At 47.7% G+C, this 20,175-nt stretch carries 18 protein-coding genes and 1 pseudogene; 5 read left to right on the top strand and 14 right to left on the bottom strand.

Going from position 1 to position 20,175, the window contains the following annotated elements; all coding sequences use genetic code 11:
- Positions 1 to 803 precede the first annotated feature (803 nt).
- From IJG50_04840 to IJG50_04810, 7 genes are all read right to left on the bottom strand, one after another.
- Positions 804 to 1,586, bottom strand: a complete 783-nt coding sequence (locus IJG50_04840; GenBank protein MBQ3379177.1) for a hypothetical protein — start codon at positions 1,584 to 1,586, stop codon at positions 804 to 806.
- 35 nt (positions 1,587 to 1,621) lie between these two features.
- Positions 1,622 to 4,759 (bottom strand): type I restriction endonuclease subunit R, encoded by a 3,138-nt coding sequence (locus IJG50_04835; protein ID MBQ3379176.1) that lies wholly within the window; start codon positions 4,757 to 4,759, stop codon positions 1,622 to 1,624.
- 11 nt (positions 4,760 to 4,770) lie between these two features.
- Complete coding sequence (locus tag IJG50_04830) at positions 4,771 to 5,616, bottom strand: hypothetical protein (GenBank protein ID MBQ3379175.1); 846 nt, start codon at positions 5,614 to 5,616, stop codon at positions 4,771 to 4,773.
- A gap of 1 nt (position 5,617) precedes the next feature.
- A complete protein-coding gene (locus IJG50_04825; GenBank protein MBQ3379174.1) occupies positions 5,618 to 6,727 on the bottom strand; it encodes a restriction endonuclease subunit S in 1,110 nt (369 codons plus the stop codon).
- On the bottom strand, positions 6,724 to 8,589 hold the full coding sequence (locus IJG50_04820) for an SAM-dependent DNA methyltransferase (protein ID MBQ3379173.1): 1,866 nt from the start codon (positions 8,587 to 8,589) through the stop codon (positions 6,724 to 6,726). Before IJG50_04820 ends, IJG50_04825 begins: the two co-directional genes overlap by 4 nt.
- Complete coding sequence (locus IJG50_04815) at positions 8,582 to 8,812, bottom strand: helix-turn-helix transcriptional regulator (protein MBQ3379172.1); 231 nt, start codon at positions 8,810 to 8,812, stop codon at positions 8,582 to 8,584. Before IJG50_04815 ends, IJG50_04820 begins: the two co-directional genes overlap by 8 nt.
- Before the next feature lie 797 nt (positions 8,813 to 9,609).
- Complete coding sequence (locus IJG50_04810; protein ID MBQ3379171.1) at positions 9,610 to 9,852, bottom strand: helix-turn-helix transcriptional regulator; 243 nt, start codon at positions 9,850 to 9,852, stop codon at positions 9,610 to 9,612.
- Between the two features lie 481 nt (positions 9,853 to 10,333).
- Between IJG50_04810 and IJG50_04805 the strand changes: the two are divergent.
- Positions 10,334 to 10,438, top strand: a pseudogene (locus tag IJG50_04805) (SHOCT domain-containing protein).
- A gap of 97 nt (positions 10,439 to 10,535) precedes the next feature.
- Here the strand turns inward: IJG50_04805 and IJG50_04800 are convergent.
- Positions 10,536 to 10,751 (bottom strand): helix-turn-helix transcriptional regulator, encoded by a 216-nt coding sequence (locus IJG50_04800; protein MBQ3379170.1) that lies wholly within the window; start codon positions 10,749 to 10,751, stop codon positions 10,536 to 10,538.
- A gap of 94 nt (positions 10,752 to 10,845) precedes the next feature.
- On the opposite strand from IJG50_04800, the gene IJG50_04795 reads away from it, so the two are divergent.
- A complete protein-coding gene (locus tag IJG50_04795; GenBank protein ID MBQ3379169.1) occupies positions 10,846 to 11,001 on the top strand; it encodes a hypothetical protein in 156 nt (51 codons plus the stop codon).
- A gap of 44 nt (positions 11,002 to 11,045) precedes the next feature.
- On the opposite strand, the gene IJG50_04790 is transcribed toward IJG50_04795, so the two are convergent.
- Genes IJG50_04790 through IJG50_04765 form a run of 6 tightly spaced genes read right to left on the bottom strand, consistent with a single transcriptional unit; the run spans position 11,046 to position 16,101 of the window.
- Positions 11,046 to 12,443: an aminopeptidase gene (locus IJG50_04790; protein ID MBQ3379168.1), complete on the bottom strand. Its 1,398-nt coding sequence runs from the start codon at positions 12,441 to 12,443 to the stop codon at positions 11,046 to 11,048.
- Between the two features lie 30 nt (positions 12,444 to 12,473).
- Positions 12,474 to 13,097 (bottom strand): lytic transglycosylase domain-containing protein, encoded by a 624-nt coding sequence (locus tag IJG50_04785; protein MBQ3379167.1) that lies wholly within the window; start codon positions 13,095 to 13,097, stop codon positions 12,474 to 12,476.
- Positions 13,094 to 13,720 carry a dephospho-CoA kinase gene (locus IJG50_04780; GenBank protein ID MBQ3379166.1) on the bottom strand — a complete coding sequence of 209 codons (627 nt, stop codon included), beginning with the start codon at positions 13,718 to 13,720 and terminating at the stop codon, positions 13,094 to 13,096. Before IJG50_04780 ends, IJG50_04785 begins: the two co-directional genes overlap by 4 nt.
- Positions 13,721 to 13,748: 28 nt before the next feature.
- Positions 13,749 to 14,783, bottom strand: coding sequence for a threonylcarbamoyl-AMP synthase (locus IJG50_04775; protein ID MBQ3379165.1), 1,035 nt, complete (start codon positions 14,781 to 14,783; stop codon positions 13,749 to 13,751).
- Positions 14,784 to 14,802: 19 nt separating this feature from the next.
- Positions 14,803 to 15,876 carry a peptide chain release factor 1 gene (prfA, locus tag IJG50_04770; GenBank protein ID MBQ3379164.1) on the bottom strand — a complete coding sequence of 358 codons (1,074 nt, stop codon included), beginning with the start codon at positions 15,874 to 15,876 and terminating at the stop codon, positions 14,803 to 14,805.
- 39 nt (positions 15,877 to 15,915) lie between these two features.
- Positions 15,916 to 16,101: a DUF951 domain-containing protein gene (locus tag IJG50_04765; protein ID MBQ3379163.1), complete on the bottom strand. Its 186-nt coding sequence runs from the start codon at positions 16,099 to 16,101 to the stop codon at positions 15,916 to 15,918.
- Positions 16,102 to 16,278: 177 nt separating this feature from the next.
- Between IJG50_04765 and IJG50_04760 the strand changes: the two genes are divergently transcribed.
- The 3 genes from IJG50_04760 (at position 16,279) to IJG50_04750 (ending at position 20,172) form a co-directional block, all read left to right on the top strand.
- Positions 16,279 to 17,205, top strand: a complete 927-nt coding sequence (locus tag IJG50_04760) for a S1 RNA-binding domain-containing protein (GenBank protein ID MBQ3379162.1) — start codon at positions 16,279 to 16,281, stop codon at positions 17,203 to 17,205.
- Positions 17,206 to 17,347: 142 nt separating this feature from the next.
- On the top strand, positions 17,348 to 18,589 hold the full coding sequence (locus tag IJG50_04755; GenBank protein MBQ3379161.1) for a stage II sporulation protein P: 1,242 nt from the start codon (positions 17,348 to 17,350) through the stop codon (positions 18,587 to 18,589).
- Positions 18,590 to 18,825: 236 nt separating this feature from the next.
- A complete protein-coding gene (locus tag IJG50_04750; GenBank protein ID MBQ3379160.1) occupies positions 18,826 to 20,172 on the top strand; it encodes an S-layer homology domain-containing protein in 1,347 nt (448 codons plus the stop codon).
- The last annotated feature ends 3 nt before the right edge of the window (positions 20,173 to 20,175 follow it).

Raw genomic sequence — 20,175 nt, 5'->3', positions numbered from 1 at the left:
TAAGCTTCTTTTCCAGAAACTCATTTCCTTCAAAGCTACCGGTGACGGTGTAGACTGTTCCATGGATCTCACGTTCGACTTTGATCTCGGGAATCCAGTATGCCGAAAGATTCTTTACTGTAATGTGACCGGCATCGTCAATTCTTGTTTCTCTCATTTTTGGCTGTTCTCCTTTTTCTATTTCTCCGGACAAAAAGAGCCGGGTCACATAGAAACGCACCGATAGACGAACCCGGAGAGTCCGCCAAAATCGATATGTGTCTATGTAACCCGGCAGTCAAACAGCCGGCAGCTGCCCTAATGCAGCTCACTGTATCTATCCTATCCGACAGATACTTTATATGAGCCGAGAACTCACGCCCTTTCGGGAAGAGAACCGGCAACGAATCGGGATGAACCCGATCCCCCCAAGATCCTTTTCAGGACCGATATAAATATACCAATACGTTTTTGCACTGTCAATATACCTGAAAGCGGTTGACGGTTTAAGACGTCAACGTCCTGCTTGGCCAATCTTTCACTACTTGGCGAGCAGGGCATTGGCGTCCACATTTACTACTTGGCAAGCAATGCATACCTGTATGATTCGGTACTTGGCAAGCAGGGCCTGCACATACAGGTTTTGCAAATTGGCGAGCAGTGTCCGGATGGATGATCAGTACCTGGCAAGCAGTGTACAGATCCGGACCTGCGCCAATTTCTGCACTGGCTCGTTGGGAACACATCCCAAACCCAGAAATCGCACTTCGTATGAGCTACGCGTTTTCACGCTATCATATCATCCGTTTTGCAACTTTTTACGCTTAAGATTGCAATGAATGAATTGCCTTGACAATAGTTAAACCATAGTCTACGAGAAAGCTTTTTTGTTTTTCTGAGAATGTACTTCTTTCCGTAATTGATTCATTCGTGGAATGTCTGAAGCATTGCATCTTTTTCCGATAGCCTGTCACTGTTTCATTTGAAATGAAATCGCAACAAATCGATGAATAATCTATAGTGACAAACTTCCCATCCTTTTTTAACATATTCTCGATAAGATTTGCTATCTCTGCAAGTTTTTCATCTGTACTCATATTATCAAAAGAGGCATTCCGATTAGAAATCTCAATAAACTTTTGTTCAATCGCATCTGCCAATTCAATATGATCTGTTTTTTGCTCAAAGGTAAGATTTGCGATATATACTCTTCTTGTCGCATAACGTACAGTACCGCGATCATCATTGCCTTCAGCAATAATCCTGTTTCTAATCTGTCCGTAAGTGAATTCACTTGGCTCCATCGGAGGGCGTGCCAACAATCGAGGGAACTCCCTGATTTCAAAACCCATTTTATACAGATAATAAGTTACAAGATAAAACCAACATTTCTTTTCGTTATCATAATACGATATTTCCGGTTGGCATAACTCTTTGAATTTGGTAATAGCTTCTTCTACATCAAAGACTTCAAACTCGTAGTCATTCACTTCTTGTGGTCCATCAAACAGATTAAATATTTGATTGACATTTTTAATTGAGTCATAAAACCTGTAATGATACTCTGCTTTCGCTATATTAGAAAAATAAAAAGCCTTCAAATCCATACTTAGCACATAATCCTCATTTAATTATTCTCTTCTTACGCAGCTACTCTATACCGCGTGTACACATATTCGTAAATACGCTGACGGTATTCGGAAATGCTGATCTCATCATAGCACTCCGGCAGCTCAGCCCAGAGCGTATCACGGATCAGATTATCGACTGCAGCCTTTGTTTCCTGTTTGTCTGTCCAATGATCCAGCTCAGCAATCTTAGCCTTGATCTTCTTCAGAAGGCTTGCGGCAACTTCCTTGATCTTCTTGATGTCCGTTTTGGAGAGATCGTCCCGGAAAAGCATATCGTAGAGGGACAATTCTTCGTCATTCTCGAAGCCCTCGCGGACATACCGCTGCTCCTCCTTATCCAGGCTATTGGCCAGATCCATCAGATCCATAAAGGTTTTTTCAATGGTGGCGCGATCCTGCTCACTGTTATAATCCGTAATGATCTGCTGATACCGTTCATAATAATTGATACGGTCGGGATTGTTGAAAAGCAGGCGGTCCAGCTTCTGCTGAATCAGCTCCTCCAAATCTTTCATTACAAGGTTCTTTTTCTTGACCTTTGCAAATTCCCGGCGCAGCAAATCAAAGTCGATAGCGCTGATATCAAACCGGCGTGGCTCTTCTTTGACCATAAGCGGCACATCGTCTATTTCAACATACTCGCTGATAATGGAATTGATTTCCACCATCAGATCGGTCGTATCAACGTGACGGCGCTTTTTCTGCAATTCCGCATAAATTGCAGCGATGGCTTCATACTCTTTCCGGGTCTGCCCGGTAATATCGTCACGGTCCGTGTATTTCATCAGGCGGATCAGTTCCGTGGCGTATGTGGAGAATGACTTTTTATCCTCGATGGTGCCGCACACGGCATTGGCGGCGGTCTGAAGAAGCGACAGTTTCATAAAATCGACTGCGGCTATCAGATCAGCAAGCTCAAAGTCGCGCTCTCGTAGGAAAGCCTTTGCTTTTTCGATGGTATCGAGAACACGGGCAATCAGCTCATCTTTATCAACAGTCGGATCGCCGCCGGGTGTGTTGATGTTTGCTGTGTAATCTGCCAGCGCCTTGCGGAGCGCTTTCACGATACCGATATAATCAATGATCAGGCCGTTGCTCTTTCCCTCGTTTACACGGTTGGCACGGGCGATGGTCTGCATCAGCGTGTGCGCTTTCAAAGGCTTGTCCAGATAGAGGCAGGACAGGCACTTCACATCAAAGCCGGTGAGCCACATGGCGCAGACGAACACAACGCGGAGAGGGTTGGACGAATCTTTGAATTCCTTGTCCAGTTCGCGCTTTTCCATCTTCGCCCGGTGATATTTGATATCCAGATCCCATTTTTTGAAGGTCTGAATCTCGTTCTGCTCCTGACTGATGACAACTGCCATCTCAGTTTCTTGCATCCACTTCAGCTTGCGCTCCAGTTCCTGCGCCTCCTGCTGTGTGGCCATTTTGATCTTCGCTTTCAGGGCTTTGATTTCTTCCTTCCAGTATTCCTGAACGAAGTTGTACATACGGACGCAGGTAACCTTGTTCAGGCAAACGAACATTGTCTTGCCACTGGTCCACAGATCGGAATAGTGACCGACAAAATCCTTTGCGATGGATCTCAGACGCGGCTCTGCCGTCATCAGATGGATTTCTTTTGCAAATTCCGCTTCCAGCTTGTCCTGTTGGTCGACGTCGATATCGGCATTCTCGATAGCGTCAAGGATACGGTCGGTGATCTCAGGATTGTGAAGATCGAGTATCTTTTCGCCGCGATTCTCATAATAGAGCGGAACGGTAGCACCGTCCTCCACGGCGCGTTTGAAATCATACACGGAAATGTAGCCGCCAAAAGTACGGGCTGTGATATTGTCGCTGGACAGAAGCGGCGTTCCGGTAAAGCCGATACGAGCCGCCGTCGGGAGCAGCTTCATCATATTGTCGGCAAAGATGCCGTACTGACTGCGGTGCGCTTCATCGGACATGATGATGATATCGTGGTCCGGGTAAATCGGCTGCTCGTCCGGTCTGTTGAATTTCTGTATCAGCGTGAATATGAAGCTCGGATTGCCTTTCAGCTTTGTAACAAGGTCGCCGCCGCTTGTGGCGATAAACTGTGAAGCCTTCGTTTTGCCGAGCAGACCGCAGTTTTCAAAGGTATCGCTAATCTGCTTGTTCAGTTCATCGCGGTCGGTCAGCACTACGATGGTGGGAGACCCGGCAAACTTGCGGCGGACCTTCTGCGCGAGGAATACCATGGAATAGCTCTTACCGGAGCCTTGGGTATGCCAGAACACGCCCAGCTTGCCGTCGTTGAGCTTTCTCGCCTCATATGCCTTGACCGCTTCGTTGACACCGAGATACTGGTGGTTACGGGCAAGAATTTTCACCGTGTTGCCGCCGGAGTGGTCGTAAAGAATGAAGTTCTCCAGTAGATCGAGGAAATTCTCTTTTTTGCAGATGCCGCGCAGCATGGTCTCCAATGCCACGCTGCCTTGTTCTTTTTCATCAAGGCGCTTCCATTCATGGAAAAATTCATATTTGCTGCCCAGCGTGCCAACCTTGGCCTCGGTGCCGTTGGAGAGCATGAGAAATGCGTTGTAATAGAACAGATGCGGTATCGTATCCTGATAATCGGTATAGTTGTCATCGTAGGCGTTCTGCACGTCTACGGTGTTTTTCTTTAATTCCACGAAAAGGAGCGGCAGACCGTTTACAAAGCCGACGATGTCCGTGCGGCGGCGGTAGAGATCACCGTGTATCTTCAGTTCTTTGACTGCAAGGAAGTAGTTGTTCTCCGGGTGCAGGAAATCAATCACAGCGGCTTTTTTCGTTTCCGTTTTGCCGTCTGGGCGCTTGACCGTCACGGGGATGCCGTCGCGGATCAGAAAATATTTCTCTTCGTTGATCTGAAGCAGCGACGAGGTGGAAAGACGCTTCTCCAAAACAGCCGGTGCTTCAAGCATCTGATCGGCAGTGATCCACGGATTGAGCTTTTTCAGGGCAGCACGGAAATAACGCACAAGCAGAATCTCCTTGTACGACTTCCTGCCGAAAGTGCCGTTTTCGCCCAGCACCTCCGTGTTATATGCAAATTTCACATCCCAGCCAAGTTCGTCCCGGAGAAGGTTTCCGGCACTTTCCTGCACAAGAATGTTTTCAGAATAATCGTAGCTCATGCCGCCACCCCCTATCCTTCAACAATTTGCTTCTTTAATTCATCGAATGCTTTTTTGCGTTCTGCCTGCTCTAATTCCATAAATGCAAGAAGACACATTTGATAAGTTTCATCATACCAATGCTCCAATTGCCCCTTGTTAAGTTCAGATACGAATCGCTTATATTTCCCTTTATTTGAGGGATCAACATTGTTATGTCGCAAGTTCAAATTATTGAAGAGGAAAAACAGATCGTCTTTCAAAGAAGATGAGATTTTCTGCAATTCGTTAGATCTTGCTTCAAGTATCTGGGCGAGTTGCAGAATAATATGCTTTTTCTTTTCAATGTCACCTTTAAGGGCATAATGATCATATTCCAACACTTTGTATGATAGTTCTGTCGGAATCAGATTGTTTTCTGATACAGCAATAGCTGCAGGAGATTTTTCAATGAAGATGGTTTTTCCATCATCATTTGCAGATGTGTATCCAATGGCTTCAATCACAAGTCGGATTTGTTCGAGAATAAATGGAATATTCACTTCCATAGATGCAAAGCCACCATATCCTCCAGAGAAGTCCGCCGCTTGGAGGCCAAAGAGCATATTTTGTAGATATTCGCAAAATGAAACCAGATAATCAATATCGAAATCGTCCGGATCGGCTTCGAATTTGAACCCATATTTTTGATCGAATTCTTCTATGCTAAGGCATGTACCACGAAAATAGAAATGTGCAAAATTCTCTCCAAAAACTTCATATAATGATTTTGTTCTATGATCAAAGGCTTTTTGATGTAATATTGAAAACAACTTACTATATTCTTGTCGAATATCTACATTGCCTTCTCTCAACACTTGTGCAAAAGACTTCCTCATATCACACCTCGATTTCACCGCTCATCAGCTTTGGAAGCAAACGATCACGGGCCTCTTGTGAACAAATAATCTGTTCTTTCAAACGCTCGATTTTCTTCTGAATTGCCTCACAATTGGAATTGTATGCCTGAAGAATCGAATCTTCTGGTATATACACCAAGATATCCTCTAACATATGTTTTGTTAAAAACTTTATTGTTGAGCCGCTGGCACCTTGGAATAATTGCCGCATACTTTCTCTGACAGCGTGATACAGAAGATACAAATGATTCTTATCATACGGAGAAAAAACATATGTCCGCTGATATGCCTCAAACTGCCCTCGGTATAATTTCACGTTAAAATCACCATTACCGGCAAGGATAACCGCATCACAATCAAAGGAATATGACGGAGCCTTAATCGGCTCTTGTGCGCAGGTGAAAAACAGATACTTACCATCGGGTGCTCCGAAATTAGCGTCTTTTTTTCCTGTCACGATAGGGGCAATAGAAGCAAGCCCAACTTTTTTCCACCCCTCCGGAACACCGTCAACAATCGGTGTGTCCTCATATCCGGGGAAGCGGAGATTGACAAACCACTCCTTATACAGCCGCTGCGCCGCTTCTTCAAGCAGTTTGATTTGTTTTTGGTTGTTTTCGATAAGGTTGTCGTAGGCAGAGAGAATCTCACCAATTTTTCGTTGAATATCAATATCAGGAAAACAAACTTCTATATCATTAAATACATCATTATTTACGCGTTGCCGTCCTGTTGCACCGGTCATGGAGTTTATCATGCTCTGCTTAACAAAATCAGTCATCATGAAGTAGTAAAGATACTTATTATCAACAGAGTCATCTTTAGGCCGAAATACAAGATATTCAGTTGACCCAAAACCTGTTCCAATATTCTGGCAATAAAAACGTTTTCCGTTTTGGAGGCAAGGTGTTATTCTTGCTATCACCGTGTCGCCATCTTGAAATTTCACACCTGAATCAAATGGCTTCGTTTCAACATTATCCGGAGAACGATAACAAGTGCTCACATTAGCCATTTCAACGAAAGGATAGATATGTCCCTTTGTCATAGTTATTTTAGGATTTAGATCAACACACTCTAAAAATCTCATATTCCCATCTCCTTCATGTTCTGCGAGATGGTATCCATCAGATCATTGGATTCAGCCTGCAGAGACAGGAGATCCCGATGGATTTCAGCCATGCGCTCGGCAAAATCCACACCGTCATCCTCCACAGGAGCCACACCGACGTATGCGCCGGGTGTGAGGGACCAGCCTTTTTCTTCAATTTCTTCAATACTTGCCAGCTTGCACAGGCCGAGCACGTCGGCATAAACGCCGTCACCGAACTTTTCATAAAGCCAGTGCGCCTCTTTGGCAACGGTCAGCATATTCTCGATATAAGCGATCCTGTCATCGTACTGCTGCTGAACACTCTTTTTGTCACGCTTTCCGGCGTCCTCCACTTCGGCTTTCGCGGCCTTGCGGAGAGCGGAGAGTTTCTCTTTCAGCGCGGATACGATATCGGCAAAGGAATCCTGAGAGACGGCATCTTTAAGATCGTCATTTTCGGCAGCTTCGGCTTCTGCGTGCAGATAATCGTGATACTCCTGCAGTAGCGCAGTATACTTTTCGGTTTCGCCTCGATAGAGCCATACGATAGCGCTAAGATTTTTGAGCTGCCATTCGTTCCACTCATTCAGCGTGCGGTCAACAATGGTGTAGTAATTCCGGGCGTCGATGAACAGCACCTTGTCGCGGATGGATTCGCTCTTGGCCTTGTCAAAGAACCACAGAGAGCAAGGCAGCGACTTGGTATAGAAGAAGTTGTTGCCGACGGAGATCATCACGTCAACGTGACCGGTGCGGATCAGCGCTTCCCGGATATCCTTGTCCTTGCCCTGACTGTCTGTGGCGGAGGACGCCATAACAAAACCGGCGCGGCCATGTTCGTTCAAATAAGAGTAGAAATAGGAAATCCAGAGATAGTTGCCGTTGCTGACTTCCTTGTTTTTATTCACGGAAGGCAGACCGAACGGAAGCCGTCCGGCGCTCTCGCAGGATTCGGCTTTGACCTTATCGACGTTGAAAGGCGGATTCGCCATGATGTAATCGCAACAGCCGTTAAGATTATGCGCGTCATGGTAGAAAGTGTTCGCTTCGTCACCGGATTTGATAACGCCAGTGAGACCGTGGACAGCCATGTTCATCAGGCAGAGCTGCGCGTTGTATTCCACCTTTTCCTGCCCATAGAAGGTCATGGTGCTGTTGGCGTTCATACCGGCAGCGTTCACAAAATCACCGCTTTGCACGAACATACCGCCGCTGCCGCACGCGCAATCGAGAAGAACACCCTGTTTCGGCTCAATGATATTAACAATCATTTTTACCAGTGACTTCGGCGTGAAGAAAACACCGTCATCAGATGCGATGTTTTTGGCGAACTTATTCAGGAAATATTCGTAAATGCGGCCTATGATATCGCCGCCGACGTCATCAAGGGCACTGTTATTGAAAATACGGAGAAGCTCTGCGAGAAGCTCATCGGAGAAGTCCGTATAGCTTTTCGGCAGGACACCAGTGAGCTGCTCGCTCTGCACCTCGATGAGCCGCATGGCATTGTTGACCACTTCACCGAGGCTGTTCATCGGATTACCGTCTTTGTTGACAAGACCGGCGGAGGCGATGTTCTCCGGCAGATTGACGAGATATTCGTACTGTGCTTCTTTCGGAAGAAACAGAGCGCTCTTTGCGGAAAAGTCACTGGCCTCAACGGGCAGCACCCGACCGCCGCGAGATGGACGGTCCTTCAGAATTTCCGCCTCTACCTTTTTGAATCGGCTGTACGCATAGCGTAGGAAGATAAGTCCCAGCACGGGCATACAGTATTGATTCGAGGTCAGCTTGGACCCGGCTCTCAGGAGATCGGCGGATTCCCACAGCTCCGCCTCCAATTTGCGTATGTTAATCATCTTTATCTTCTCCTTCCGGGTTTTCGGGTATAAATTTCATCATATCATTAGGAGAGCAGTCCATTGCAAAGCAAATGCTCTCTACCTTATCCAGGGCAATGTATTGCCCGCTCTTAATCTTCGTAATAATGTTTGCGGATATTTTCGCACGTCGCATAAGCTCAGCATTGGAAATATCACGTTCGATCATCATATGCATCAATGGTTTATAACTAACGGCCATATCACCAACCTCCTTATCTCGACCTAATGAAGATAATATATCACATTTCTGTGAATAATTCAATGGATACATTATGGGCTTGAATCGCTGGTTTCAGAATCGCAGAAAGGTATGTTTTATACTTATGCGGTTTTCTTCGGTTCGCTTTCCGGAAGGAAGGAAAGATAAGTCTTTCGCATATCAGTAATAATACTATTAGTCTTAATTGAGTGTGATTTTCACACTTCAAGAAGTTTATTTTTCACACTTCAAGAAGTCTCGTTTTTACACTTCAAGAAGTGTCATCACTGCTGTGTCAGTCAATAAACCTGATAAAATGGCAACAAAAAACGGACTGCTGTAAAAACAACAATCCGTTTTTGTTTGCCAACCCGCTCAGACAGATGCCCAAATCGATTTTGATTCAAAACTTTCTTATGAGCACCCGCCGTGGTTTTTCTTTGGCTTTTTTATTAGATGCGGTCACGCCCAAGGTTAACAGCCGCACGGCTGTTAACTGCGGCGGATGCGAGCGCCGCCATGGGGTCCCCGAAAATCTATGATTTTTGGGGTGTTCGAAGGCGGGAGGAGCGAGCAGGAGCCGCCGCAGCGGTCAAAATCGACAGCGACGTTCAGGAGCGTCCGTCGATTTTGGGTACCGCAAGGCGTGCGGGTCGTTGGTTCGATAAGTGAGACTCCAAGAAGACGAGCCGTAAGGCGAAGTCTGATTGGCAAGTCGAACTTATACACGGAACCGTTTTCGGTACCGCAAGGCGTGCGGGTCGTTGGTTCGATATACTATAACGTTTGCAAAATATTTACCCTTTCAACAATTCATCAAATGATTTGTTTAATACCCGGCTGATCGCAATAAGCTCAATGTCGGTTACAAAACGCTTACCCGCTTCGATTCTTTGTATTGCGTTTTTATCAATGTCCAAACCTATCAGCTGTAATCTGTCGGCAAGCTCTCTTTGCGAGATTTTTATAGCTTTTCTATAAAATGCAACATTTTTACCGCAAATATTGTTTTTATTATCGGGGGATTTGTTAATAAACATATCATTTTCACCCTCTTTGACATTCGGTGCTTGTCATTATTGAAATAATATGATATACTTCCCCATAGAATGACATTCACTGAATGTTAAAATTGTTTTAAGGAGCTGATTATTCGTGGGTAATAAAATAGTTTATGAAAATCTCAGGGGGCACAAAAAGTATTAAATGTTTATGAAGACAAGATAACACTAACCCATATTAAGAATTTCCGTTCTCTTTTGACAAATGATATATTCAACGGCGAAAAGGAAATATATCCGCGATATAAATTCTTTTCAGTTTAAAAAGCCGTCCGACTTAATTTTATGGTATATTCAGTTTGAGGTTCCCGAAATACATATTGGCAGTAATTTTGGAAGTGAAAACAGTTGGACATTCGAACGATCATTAGAGGAAAAAGCTTTTGAAGCTGTTGATTATGTCAGAAAACGTATAAATGAGATTAAGAACAATTTCGGCAAGCCAACAATTGTTAATCAAATCTCTGTCGCTGATGAAATAATAAGATTTAAACAATTACTTGATTCCGGAGTGATTACACAAGAAAAATTTGACAAAAAGAAAAAAGAACTTTTAGGTATGTAACTAATAGAATGTGTTGGAAACAAATTTAGAAAGCGGGGGCTTCATTCGCGCCCCCGCTTAGACTGTAAGTTAAGTTGTCATTTTTGATTCCGGCCTTTCACTTCCGCTTATACGGCTTCGCCTCGTCCGTAAGTCCCGCTAAATAATCCATGCTCGTATCGAGCGCAAGCGCAATGCGGCGGCACTGCTCGAAGGTCATATTGCGCTTACCCGTTTCGATTTTCGAGTAGTCGCTTTGGTCTATGCCCGTTAGCATCTGCATTTTCACTTGTGAATACCCGCGTTGTTTGCGAAGCTCCTTTAAGCGCGTCATTTTGTCACCCCAAAACAATTATGGCAAAATGACCTATTAAAATCAGGGTGAAATTGACCTATAATCAAAGACGAACACAACGGGAGGGAATATCATGTTCGATTACAGGCCGCTTTATCATATACTGCTTGACGCTTCGGAGGAGGCCATAAAAGAAATTGACGCGCAGAACTTCGGACGTGCGCGGGATATACTTATAAAAGCGCAGCGGGACGCGGAGGATATCTATATTGAGGCGGAGAAAGAATAAAAAAGAGCCGCACAGCTTCCTGCACGGCTCTGAAATATCCTGTCTCAATACTTCTCCATGAACGTAGTGTACGCCTTATATGCCATATAAACGTCGGCCTTGGCGGACACCTCGAACGGGGAGTGCATCGAAAGTATCGGTACGCCCGCATCGAGCACTTCCATGTCGAGATTGGCGATGAACTGAGCCACGGTGCCGCCGCCGCCCTGGTCTACCTTGCCGAGTTCCCCCATCTGATAGCATACGCCGTTAGAGTCGAATATATCGCAGATGCGCGCAACAAGCTCGGCGCTCGCCTCGCTCGTGCCGCTCTTACCGCGCGCGCCGGTGTACTTCGAGAGGGCAACGCCGCCGTTAATGAAGGCAGTGTTCATCTTCTCGGTCACTTCGGGATAATTGGGATCGCACGCAAGGTTCACGTCGGCGCTTAAGCACGCGCTGTTTTGGATTATTTTTCTCACAGGAACGCCGCCTAAAGTATCGCCGAGATCGGCCAAAAGATACTCGATGAAACGGCTCTGCGCGCCCGTATTGCCCATAGAGCCTATCTCCTCGCGGTCAACGAGCACACACAGCGCCGTTTTCTGCGGAGCCTCGAGCGAGAGCGCGGCCATAAGCGCGCTGTACGCGCATACGCGGTCGTCCTGACCGTAAGCGCCGACTAAGCTTTGGTCGAAGCCCACGCTTTTTGCGGGGAACGCGGGTACTGCCTCAAGGTCGGCGCGCATGAAGTCGCTCTCTGTTATGCCGTATTTTTTATTTAAGATATCCATGACAGAAAGCTTTATCTTCTGGCTTTCGTCGTCGTCTTTGAACGGGCGGCTGCCGACTAATATATTGAGGCTTTCGCCTGCTACGACTTCGGTCGCCTTTTTCATCATCTGGTCGCCTGCAAGATGCGGCAGAAGGTCGGTTATCGTAAATACGGGGTCGCCCTCGCTTTCGCCTATGTTTATCTCTACGCATTCGCCGCCTTTTTTGATAACTACGCCGTGCAGCGAGAGCGGTATTGCCGTCCACTGATACTTCTTTATGCCGCCGTAGTAGTGGGTTTTAAATAAAGCGACGCCGGAATCTTCGTAGAGCGGATTCTGCTTAAGATCGACGCGCGGCGCATCGATATGGGCCATAACGATATTCACACCGTTTGAGATATCGCTCTTTCCGATAACGCCTAAGACCACGGCCTTGTTCCTTTGTACCTTATAGAACTTATCGCCCGCCTTAAGGCTTAAATTGCCGTCGTATTTTACAAAGCCGTTGTTAGTCGCCACCTCAACGGCGTAGCGCACGCATTCGCGTTCCGTTTTAGCCGTGGAAAGAAAGTCTATATATCCGTCGCAGAATTCGTTTGCGCGAACGCATTCGCGTTCGTCCATGATCTCATAGGCGTTCTTTTTCTTGAAAAACAGCTCGTCTGAATATTTTTTCTTGTCGTCCATGCACTTAACCTCCAAAAATATATGTTATTTTCATTCCTGATCCGAAAAATAATGCTTCTTGTAAAACTCATATGCCGAATTGACCTTTTTTACGTAATTCTTAGTCTCCGTAAACGGGATATCGGAGAGCGTCGCGCCGTTCTCGGAATAGCGCGAATCGCCGAGCCACTTTTTTACGTTGCCGCGTCCGGCGTTGTAGGCGGCTATCGCCGTATCGACGTCGCCGAAATCGTCTATGAGCCACTTAATGAAATACGAGCCCGTGTCGATGTTTACCTCAGGGTCGAAAAGCAGCTCGACGGCTAAATCGCCGCGGCCGTCCTTCTCGTTTACGAAAAAGTACGTATCTTTCGTTATCTGCATAAGCCCCATCGCGTTCGCGGGGGAGACGGCTTCGGGGTCGAAGCGGCTTTCCGTATGTATTATCGCAAATATCAAAGCCGGGTCGAGGTCGTATTTTTCGGCCGCAGCCATGACGTATTCCTGATATTCGAGCGGATACGACTGCTCCTCTATTTTCTCTATTATATTCTGCTCACGAAACGCGAATATAAGCACGGCAATAATTATTACAACTGCGACAATGGCGATAAATTTTCGCTGCGCCTGCTTCTTTTTTCGATGTCTCTTCTTTTGTTTTACGGTACTGCTCAATTTGCACCGCCTTTTCTCATGATCTCGTTTATTACGGCGTTCGTTTCGATGCGCGCCTCGTCGGGGCCCAGGTCGTTGCGTATGACGTGATCGGAGTTGGATATATAGAACTCGTCGTCGTGCTGAACGCCGATGCGGCGCTCGGCCTCCTCATGCGTAATAGAGTCGCGGTTCATTATGCGCTCTATGCGCGTGTTCTTATCGGCAAGTACGCAGACGACGGCGTCGCACAGCTTGTTGAAGCCGCCCTCGATGAGCACGGGCGCGTCGAACACTATAAATCTTTTGCCCTCCGAGCGGTAACGCTCAATGTTCTCACGCATGAGAATGTCAATGTAATAATGCGTTATGCGGTTCAGAGCGTCAAGCTTTTCGGGATCGGAAAACGCGATCCTTGCAAGCTCGCGCCGCTTTAACGCGCCGTTTTCGTCGAGTATCGAGCTTCCGAAATGATCGGCAAGCTCCTTAAGGCACGGCTTACCCGGCTCAACGATCTCCCGCGCCAGCTTATCCGCGTCTATCACGGGTATGCCGCGCCGGGCGAACACGTCGGAAATGAGAGTCTTTCCGCTGCCGGAGCCTCCCGTAAGTCCGATAAGATACACGTCGTCGCTGTAATTCATGTTTCTGCCTCCTTATGCCGCAGACAGCTTAAAGGGTAACGATATCGAACCCCGCCGCCTTTGACAGCCTGTTGTTTATAGCCATGCCAAGCCCGCTCGTATCGGCGTCGGCATATACGAATATTTTCCGGGCAGGCTCCGCGTCAAACGCGCGGAGCGCCGCAAATATATGCGAGCTTTGAGAAAGCATATCGCCGCGCCGTCCGTAGGTGTGTATGAACGGTGTGAGCGCACGAAAGAGCGGCTCGTATTCCTCGAAGCACATTATGCCGAGAGTCTTGTTTTCTGTATGCGCCTCGATATATCGAAAAACATCATCCGCACTGCCGGTTATGAGCGTTACGGGCGCTTTCGGCGCGTAGTGGCGGTATTTCATGCCGGGGGAGAGCACACGTTCGTCCGCAGAGGGAACGCGGTTAAAATCGCCCGCTTTCGCGTCGGGCGAAACGGTGCGTATCATCTCGAGCGTCACGCCGCCGGGACGAAGTATCACGGGCACGCTGCCAGTAAGATCAAGCACCGTCGATTCAACGCCTATCTCGCATTCGCCGCCGTCTAAAACGGCGTCGATGCGCCCGTCCATATCCATAAGGACGTGCGAGGCCGCCGTGGGGCTGGGACGCCCCGACGTATTCGCCGAAGGAGCGGCAAGCGGAAGCCCCGTCGCGCGTATGAGCGCCTGGGCCGTCTTATGCGAAGGGAATCGTACGCCCACGCTGTCAAGACCGCACGTTACTATATCGGGTATGACGGCGCGCTTTTTGAGAATTACCGTAAGCGGACCCGGCCAGAAAGCGCTTGCTATCTTTCGCGCCGTATCGGATATGTCTTTGCAAAGCTCGTCGAGCATTGATATATCCGCAATGTGTACGATGAGCGGATTGTCCTGCGGACGACCCTTCGCCTCAAATATCTTTTTTACCGCCGCTGTGTCGAATGCGTTCGCCGCAAGACCGTAGACCGTTTCGGTGGGCATGGCGACGAGGCCGCCGCGCTTTATTATGTCGGCCGCCTTTAAGACGGCGTTCTCGTCTTTATTTGGGTCAAGCCTGAGCGTTTTCATAACGGTTTCCTTTTTAGCTTCAGGCCTGTGTGCTCTGATTGAGCTTTTCGGCCTGGTCGTTCGTAATGAGCGCGTCTATCATTTCGTCGAGCGCGCCGTTTAAGAAGGCCTCAAGCTTGTAGAGCGTAAGGCCGATGCGGTGGTCGCTTATGCGTCCCTGGGGATAGTTGTACGTGCGTATGCGTTCGCTTCTGTCGCCCGTGCCGACCTGGCTCTTTCGCTCCTTAGCTATCGCGTCGGTCTGCTCCGCAAGGCTTGCCTCGTAGAGCTTTGAGCGCAGCACCTTCATGGCCTTGTCGCGGTTCTTGTGCTGGCTTCTTTCGTCCTGGCATTCAACTACTATGCCCGTCGGCAGGTGCGTTATGCGTATTGCCGATTCCGTTTTGTTTACGTGCTGGCCGCCCGCGCCCGACGCGCGGAACGTGTCTATCTGAAGGTCAGAAGGGTTTATCTCGACCTCGACGTCCTCGACCTCCGGCAATACTGCCACGGTCACGGTGGAGGTGTGTATGCGGCCGCTAGATTCCGTTTCAGGTACGCGCTGAACGCGGTGAACGCCGCTTTCGAATTTGAGGCGCGAATACGCGCCCGCGCCGTCTATCATAAAGGAGACCTCCTTTATGCCGCCGAGCTCCGTTTCGTTTATGTTGATTATTTCCGTTTTCCAATGCTTCGTTTCGGCGTACATCGTGTACATGCGGTAAAGATTGTAGGCAAAAAGCGCCGCCTCCTCGCCGCCCGCGCCGCCGCGTATCTCTATGATAACGCCCTTGTCGTCGTTAGGGTCCTTGGGCAGAAGCAGTATTTTAAGCTCTTCCTCGATTTTCGGTATGCGTTCGGAAAGCTCGCCAAGCTCTTCTTGAACCATCTCTTTGAAATCGCGGTCAAGCTTTCCCGAAAGCAGCTCGCGCGCCTCCTCGGCGCCGTCAAGCGCGGATTTGTATTCGTTTATCTTTTCAACGAGCGGCGTAAGGCTCTTTTGCTCCTTCATAAGCGCTTTCAACTTGTTTTGGTCGGAAACTATCTCTATATCGTTCAGTTTTTCCGATATTTCATTGTAATGCTCGAGTATGGGATAAAGTTTATCAAGCATACTTATGCACCTCTTTGTTTGTTATTTGGTCCGTAAGATTTAGGCGTTGGGCCGAATTACGGAACGTATATTCTTTTCCGCTTTTGAACGGGGAACAAGAACGATATGGCCGCACCCCGCGCATTTTAAGCGCAGCTCTATGCCGCATCTTAAAACGACCCAGCGTCTTTCGCCGCAGGGATGAGGCTTTTTTAGCTCAAGGATATCTCCCGGACGTATGTCCATATTCAGTTTCTCCTTCCATAGCAGCGGATAAAATTCACTATCATATTATTATACCGTCAAACCAGGTCTTTTTCAAGGAAAAACGGGTCAAATTTGTTGTTATATTGGAAACTTGTCCTTACATATATTTATACGCACAGGAAAAATATATGTTAAAGGGCAGGTGTAGGGATGAAAATGGATTTTTACCCTGAGGGAGTATTGTATGAGACTCAGGAAAATACGTCTTATATATCTAAGCTTTCGGGACTTATGGAGGCTTTTCGCACGGGGACGGTAGTTGAGCAGAAGCCGGTAATGTCAACAAGTGCGCATGAGCTTGTGTTCAGCTTCGGAAAGACGGTTGCGGTGATGGCGAGAGAAGAATGCGAGTACGTTCCCGAGGGACGAATAATAAAGGATATAGCCGTGATCTCGAGAGTGAATAAGCCGACGTGTTTTATCGTTACGGATATAGATCTCAGCGGTCCCGAGCCGAGAATAAGCATATCGAGGCGCGAAGCGCAAAAACGCTTTATCGAATATGCAAAAGAGCATATAAGTCCGGGCGACGTAATAGGCGCAAAGGTGACGCACCTTGAGCCGTTCGGCGCGTTCGTGGATATTGGCTGCGGCGTCGTTTCGCTTATACCTACGGAGAGCATTTCGGTGTCGCGCATATCGCATCCAAGCGACCGCTTTGAACGCGGGCAGAATATACTTGTCGCCGTAAAGGGCATAGAAGCCAAAAGCGGCCGCTTTTTCATTACGCATAAGGAGCTTTTGGGCACCTGGGAACAAAACGCCGCCAATTTCAGCGCAGGGCAGACGGTCATAGGCGTTATACGAAGCATAGAGGCTTACGGAGTCTTTGTAGAGCTTGCGCCTAATCTCGTTGGCCTCTGCGAATACCGCCCAGACGCCGTTATAAATCAGCTTGCGGCAGTATATATAAAAAGCATAATCCCCGAAAAAATGAAGATAAAGCTTTCAATAGTGGAGCTTTTTATGCAGAAGGATGCGCCGCATCCTATTGATTACTATGTGCTCGACCATATTGATCATTGGCGGTATACCCCGAAGGATCATACAAAGAAAGTGATAGAAGAGAGATTTGGAGATTGAGAGGGAAATACTTGTCGATGTGCATAAGTACGTAAGGATGAAAGGGCCTTAAAAAACATACTCCAAAGGCCTCACGATTCTCTCATTTTCTACACGCCCTTTGAATAATAATTATAAATACCTTTAAAGGGAGGATATTAAAATGAGAAGAAGATATACGGATAAACGCGCCTTTAGCGGACGAAGACGTAAGCCCGTGTACGGCGCCGCAAAAGCTGTTTTGGTTCTGTGCGCTGCTTTGGCTCTGATTTTATTCATCGGAGCGAGCGCCGAGAGCGACTTTATTATAACAGACGGAGGCGAAAAAAAGGCCGCGCTTTTAAACACGGCAATAGATCAAACTCTTTCGGTAACGCCTGTTTTTTGCGCGCATCAAAGAGCGCTTAGCGCCTACGGGGCAGGAAAACACGCGTCAGGCGCATATGAGAACGCGGGGGAGAATGTTTCCGACGAGGCTTTAGCCTCGGCAGAGACCACACAAAGCGCGCAGGGAGGAACAAATGAGAACAGCGGCGGCGAAGGCAAAATAATGCAGCTTTCCTCTGATGAAGGCGCATCGCCCTCGCTTGCGCTGTCGCATGAGGAGCAGCCGGAAAATACATACAAAATAGAAGACGTTACGCTTTCCCCGAAAAGTGACTCGGGCTATGTCAGGTTTGATAATATATACATAATAAACAATACAAAATTCGGTATAGACCCGCAGTCGCTCATTTCGGAACCGCTTCCTTTTTCATATAACGAAAATGAGATGCAGGTGCTTATAATACATACGCATTCCACGGAGAGCTATTCGCCGAACGGCGCAAAGTATTACGGCGAGAACGATAAGACACGTACTCTTGATAACGAACAGAACGTAGTGCGAGTAGGCGAAGAGATGCGCCGTGTGCTTGAAAGCCGAGGTATAAACGTATATCATGACATGACGGTACACGACTACCCCTCGTACAACGGCTCGTACACGCGCGCGCTTGAAACGATAAACGCTCGACTGAGCGAGTATCCTTCAATAAAAATAGTTATCGACGTCCACCGCGACGCGATAATAGATGCGGACAATACGAAATACCGTCCCGTTGTCGAATACGACGGCGTCAGATTTGCGCAGATGCTTTTATGTATGGGATCAAGCGAGGGAGGTCTTGAGCATAAGGATTGGCAGACGAACCTTTCTTTTGCGATAAAGCTGCAAAAAAAGCTCTGCGACGCCGTGCCCGATCTCATGCGTCCCCTCGCGCTTAAAAAGGAGCGCTACAATCAGCACGCAACGCCGGGCAGCCTTCTTATCGAAGTGGGAAGCGACGGCAACAGCATTGAAGAAGCGCTTGCCTCATCGAGAGTGTTCGCGCAGGCGCTTGCGGACGTATTAAAAGGGGAGTAAAACAAAGCGATATGAAAGCCGTGTTGCATTGAAAAATCCCTTGTGATATACTTGTTTTCGGAAAACGCGTCATTTTTACATTCTTTAAAAAGACGTTTTTTGAAAACTAAGCGCGCCCAAAAAAGCGCGCATATCTAAAGGGTGATACAAGCGTGAAAACGACAAAGCCGCGTCTTTTTTGGGCGTTATGTTTTATTCTGATAATTACAGTTCTTGTTTCGGCGGGAGCACCTGCGTTGGCCGCACCCCAGCCTCCCGAAGTTACGGCGTCGGGGGCTATTGTCATTGACTTTGATACGGGCGGCGCATATTATGAAAAAAATGCCGACACGGCGCGTCCTGCGGCGAGCATGACAAAAATAATGAGCGCTTATATCGTTTTTGAAGAGATAGTCTCGGGCAGGCTTTCTTACGATACATATATTAAGATAAGCGCGCACGCGGCAGCCGTTTCAAACGATACTACGTATTCGGGATACGAGCTTTTTAAGGAGGGGGACAAGTATAAGGTCGATACTCTTTTAAAACTTGTTTTCACGGCTTCGGGAAACGCCTCTATGATAGCCCTTGCGGAGCATATATCGGGAAGCGAGGACGAATTTGTAAAGCGTATGAACAAAAGGGCTGCAGCCATTGGTCTTAACGCACGATTTGCCGACAGCTGCGGCATAAAAGACGAGGGAAACAGCGTGACCCCGCGCGACATGGCGCTCCTTTCACAGCAGATAATCAAGGATTATCCCCGTGTGCTCAAGTATTCTTCGCTGAAAAGCTATGATTTCGGAGGGCGCACCTTCACTTCAACGAATCTTTTGCTTGTAAACGGATCGCTCTCCGGCGTCGACGGTCTGAAAACGGGCACTACGAGCGCCGCAGGCTATTGTTTTGCGGCAACGGCAAAGCAAAGCGGCAGGCGTATGATAGCCGTTGTAATGAACTCCTCAGGCAGTCAGAGCCGCGCGAACGACTGTAAAAAGCTCTTGGAATACGCTTTCGAGTGCGCATCATCGGGCAGCGCGGGCGAAAAAGCCCCAAAAACGATCGTATCGGGATGGGCAGAAAAAGAGGTAGCCGCGGCAAAGGAAGCGGGACTTTTAACGGATGGACTTGGCAGCGATTATACCGTTCCCGTTTCGCGCTTTGACGCCGTGCACCTGTTTATTAAGCTTTTAGAGCGTTCAAGCGGTATGTCGGCAGAGGAGCTTATGGCACAAAGAGGCGTTTCGGCGCAAAGCGGCGCATTTTCCGATACTTCGGACAACGAAGTGCTTTTTTTGAACGCGCTGGGAATAATAAACGGAGTGGGACAAGGCAAATTTGACCCAAACGGCACGCTCACCAGAGCGCAGGCAGCCGCTATGATAAACAGAACGGCGCGCATTTTAGGCATTGAAACGGGAGGCTTTACTCACGGCTTTAAAGACGCGGGGGATCACTGGGTAAATTCAGAACTCGGCTTTGCCGTGAATGCCGGAATAATAAAGGGTATAAGCGAAGACAGATTCGCCCCCGATGCGAAGCTTACAACAGAGCAGGCCGCAGTTATAATATACCGCGCGTTTGAGGCTTTTAAACATTCATGATAT

The sequence above is a fragment of the Clostridia bacterium genome (genome assembly GCA_017405765.1).
In the GTDB taxonomy this organism is placed as follows: domain Bacteria; phylum Bacillota; class Clostridia; order Oscillospirales; family RGIG577; genus RGIG577.
The sequence above is the reverse complement of the archived record's forward strand: the minus strand, read 5'-3'. Positions and strand labels throughout refer to the sequence as shown.

Coding starts and splice junctions, on each gene's coding strand:
- IJG50_04835 (MBQ3379176.1), bottom strand. CDS start 4,759: ATGAGCTACGATTATTCTGAAAACATTCTTGTGCAGGAAAGTGCCGGA.
- IJG50_04780 (MBQ3379166.1), bottom strand. CDS start 13,720: ATGAATTACAGCGACGACGTGTATCTTATCGGACTTACGGGAGGCTCC.
- IJG50_04825 (MBQ3379174.1), bottom strand. CDS start 6,727: ATGAGATTTTTAGAGTGTGTTGATCTAAATCCTAAAATAACTATGACA.
- IJG50_04760 (MBQ3379162.1), top strand. CDS start 16,279: ATGGATTTTTACCCTGAGGGAGTATTGTATGAGACTCAGGAAAATACG.
- IJG50_04830 (MBQ3379175.1), bottom strand. CDS start 5,616: ATGAGGAAGTCTTTTGCACAAGTGTTGAGAGAAGGCAATGTAGATATT.
- IJG50_04775 (MBQ3379165.1), bottom strand. CDS start 14,783: ATGAAAACGCTCAGGCTTGACCCAAATAAAGACGAGAACGCCGTCTTA.
- IJG50_04755 (MBQ3379161.1), top strand. CDS start 17,348: ATGAGAAGAAGATATACGGATAAACGCGCCTTTAGCGGACGAAGACGT.
- IJG50_04800 (MBQ3379170.1), bottom strand. CDS start 10,751: ATGACGCGCTTAAAGGAGCTTCGCAAACAACGCGGGTATTCACAAGTG.
- IJG50_04790 (MBQ3379168.1), bottom strand. CDS start 12,443: ATGGACGACAAGAAAAAATATTCAGACGAGCTGTTTTTCAAGAAAAAG.
- IJG50_04810 (MBQ3379171.1), bottom strand. CDS start 9,852: ATGTTTATTAACAAATCCCCCGATAATAAAAACAATATTTGCGGTAAA.
- IJG50_04765 (MBQ3379163.1), bottom strand. CDS start 16,101: ATGGACATACGTCCGGGAGATATCCTTGAGCTAAAAAAGCCTCATCCC.
- prfA (MBQ3379164.1), bottom strand. CDS start 15,876: ATGCTTGATAAACTTTATCCCATACTCGAGCATTACAATGAAATATCG.
- IJG50_04815 (MBQ3379172.1), bottom strand. CDS start 8,812: ATGGCCGTTAGTTATAAACCATTGATGCATATGATGATCGAACGTGAT.
- IJG50_04795 (MBQ3379169.1), top strand. CDS start 10,846: ATGTTCGATTACAGGCCGCTTTATCATATACTGCTTGACGCTTCGGAG.
- IJG50_04820 (MBQ3379173.1), bottom strand. CDS start 8,589: ATGATTAACATACGCAAATTGGAGGCGGAGCTGTGGGAATCCGCCGAT.
- IJG50_04840 (MBQ3379177.1), bottom strand. CDS start 1,586: ATGGATTTGAAGGCTTTTTATTTTTCTAATATAGCGAAAGCAGAGTAT.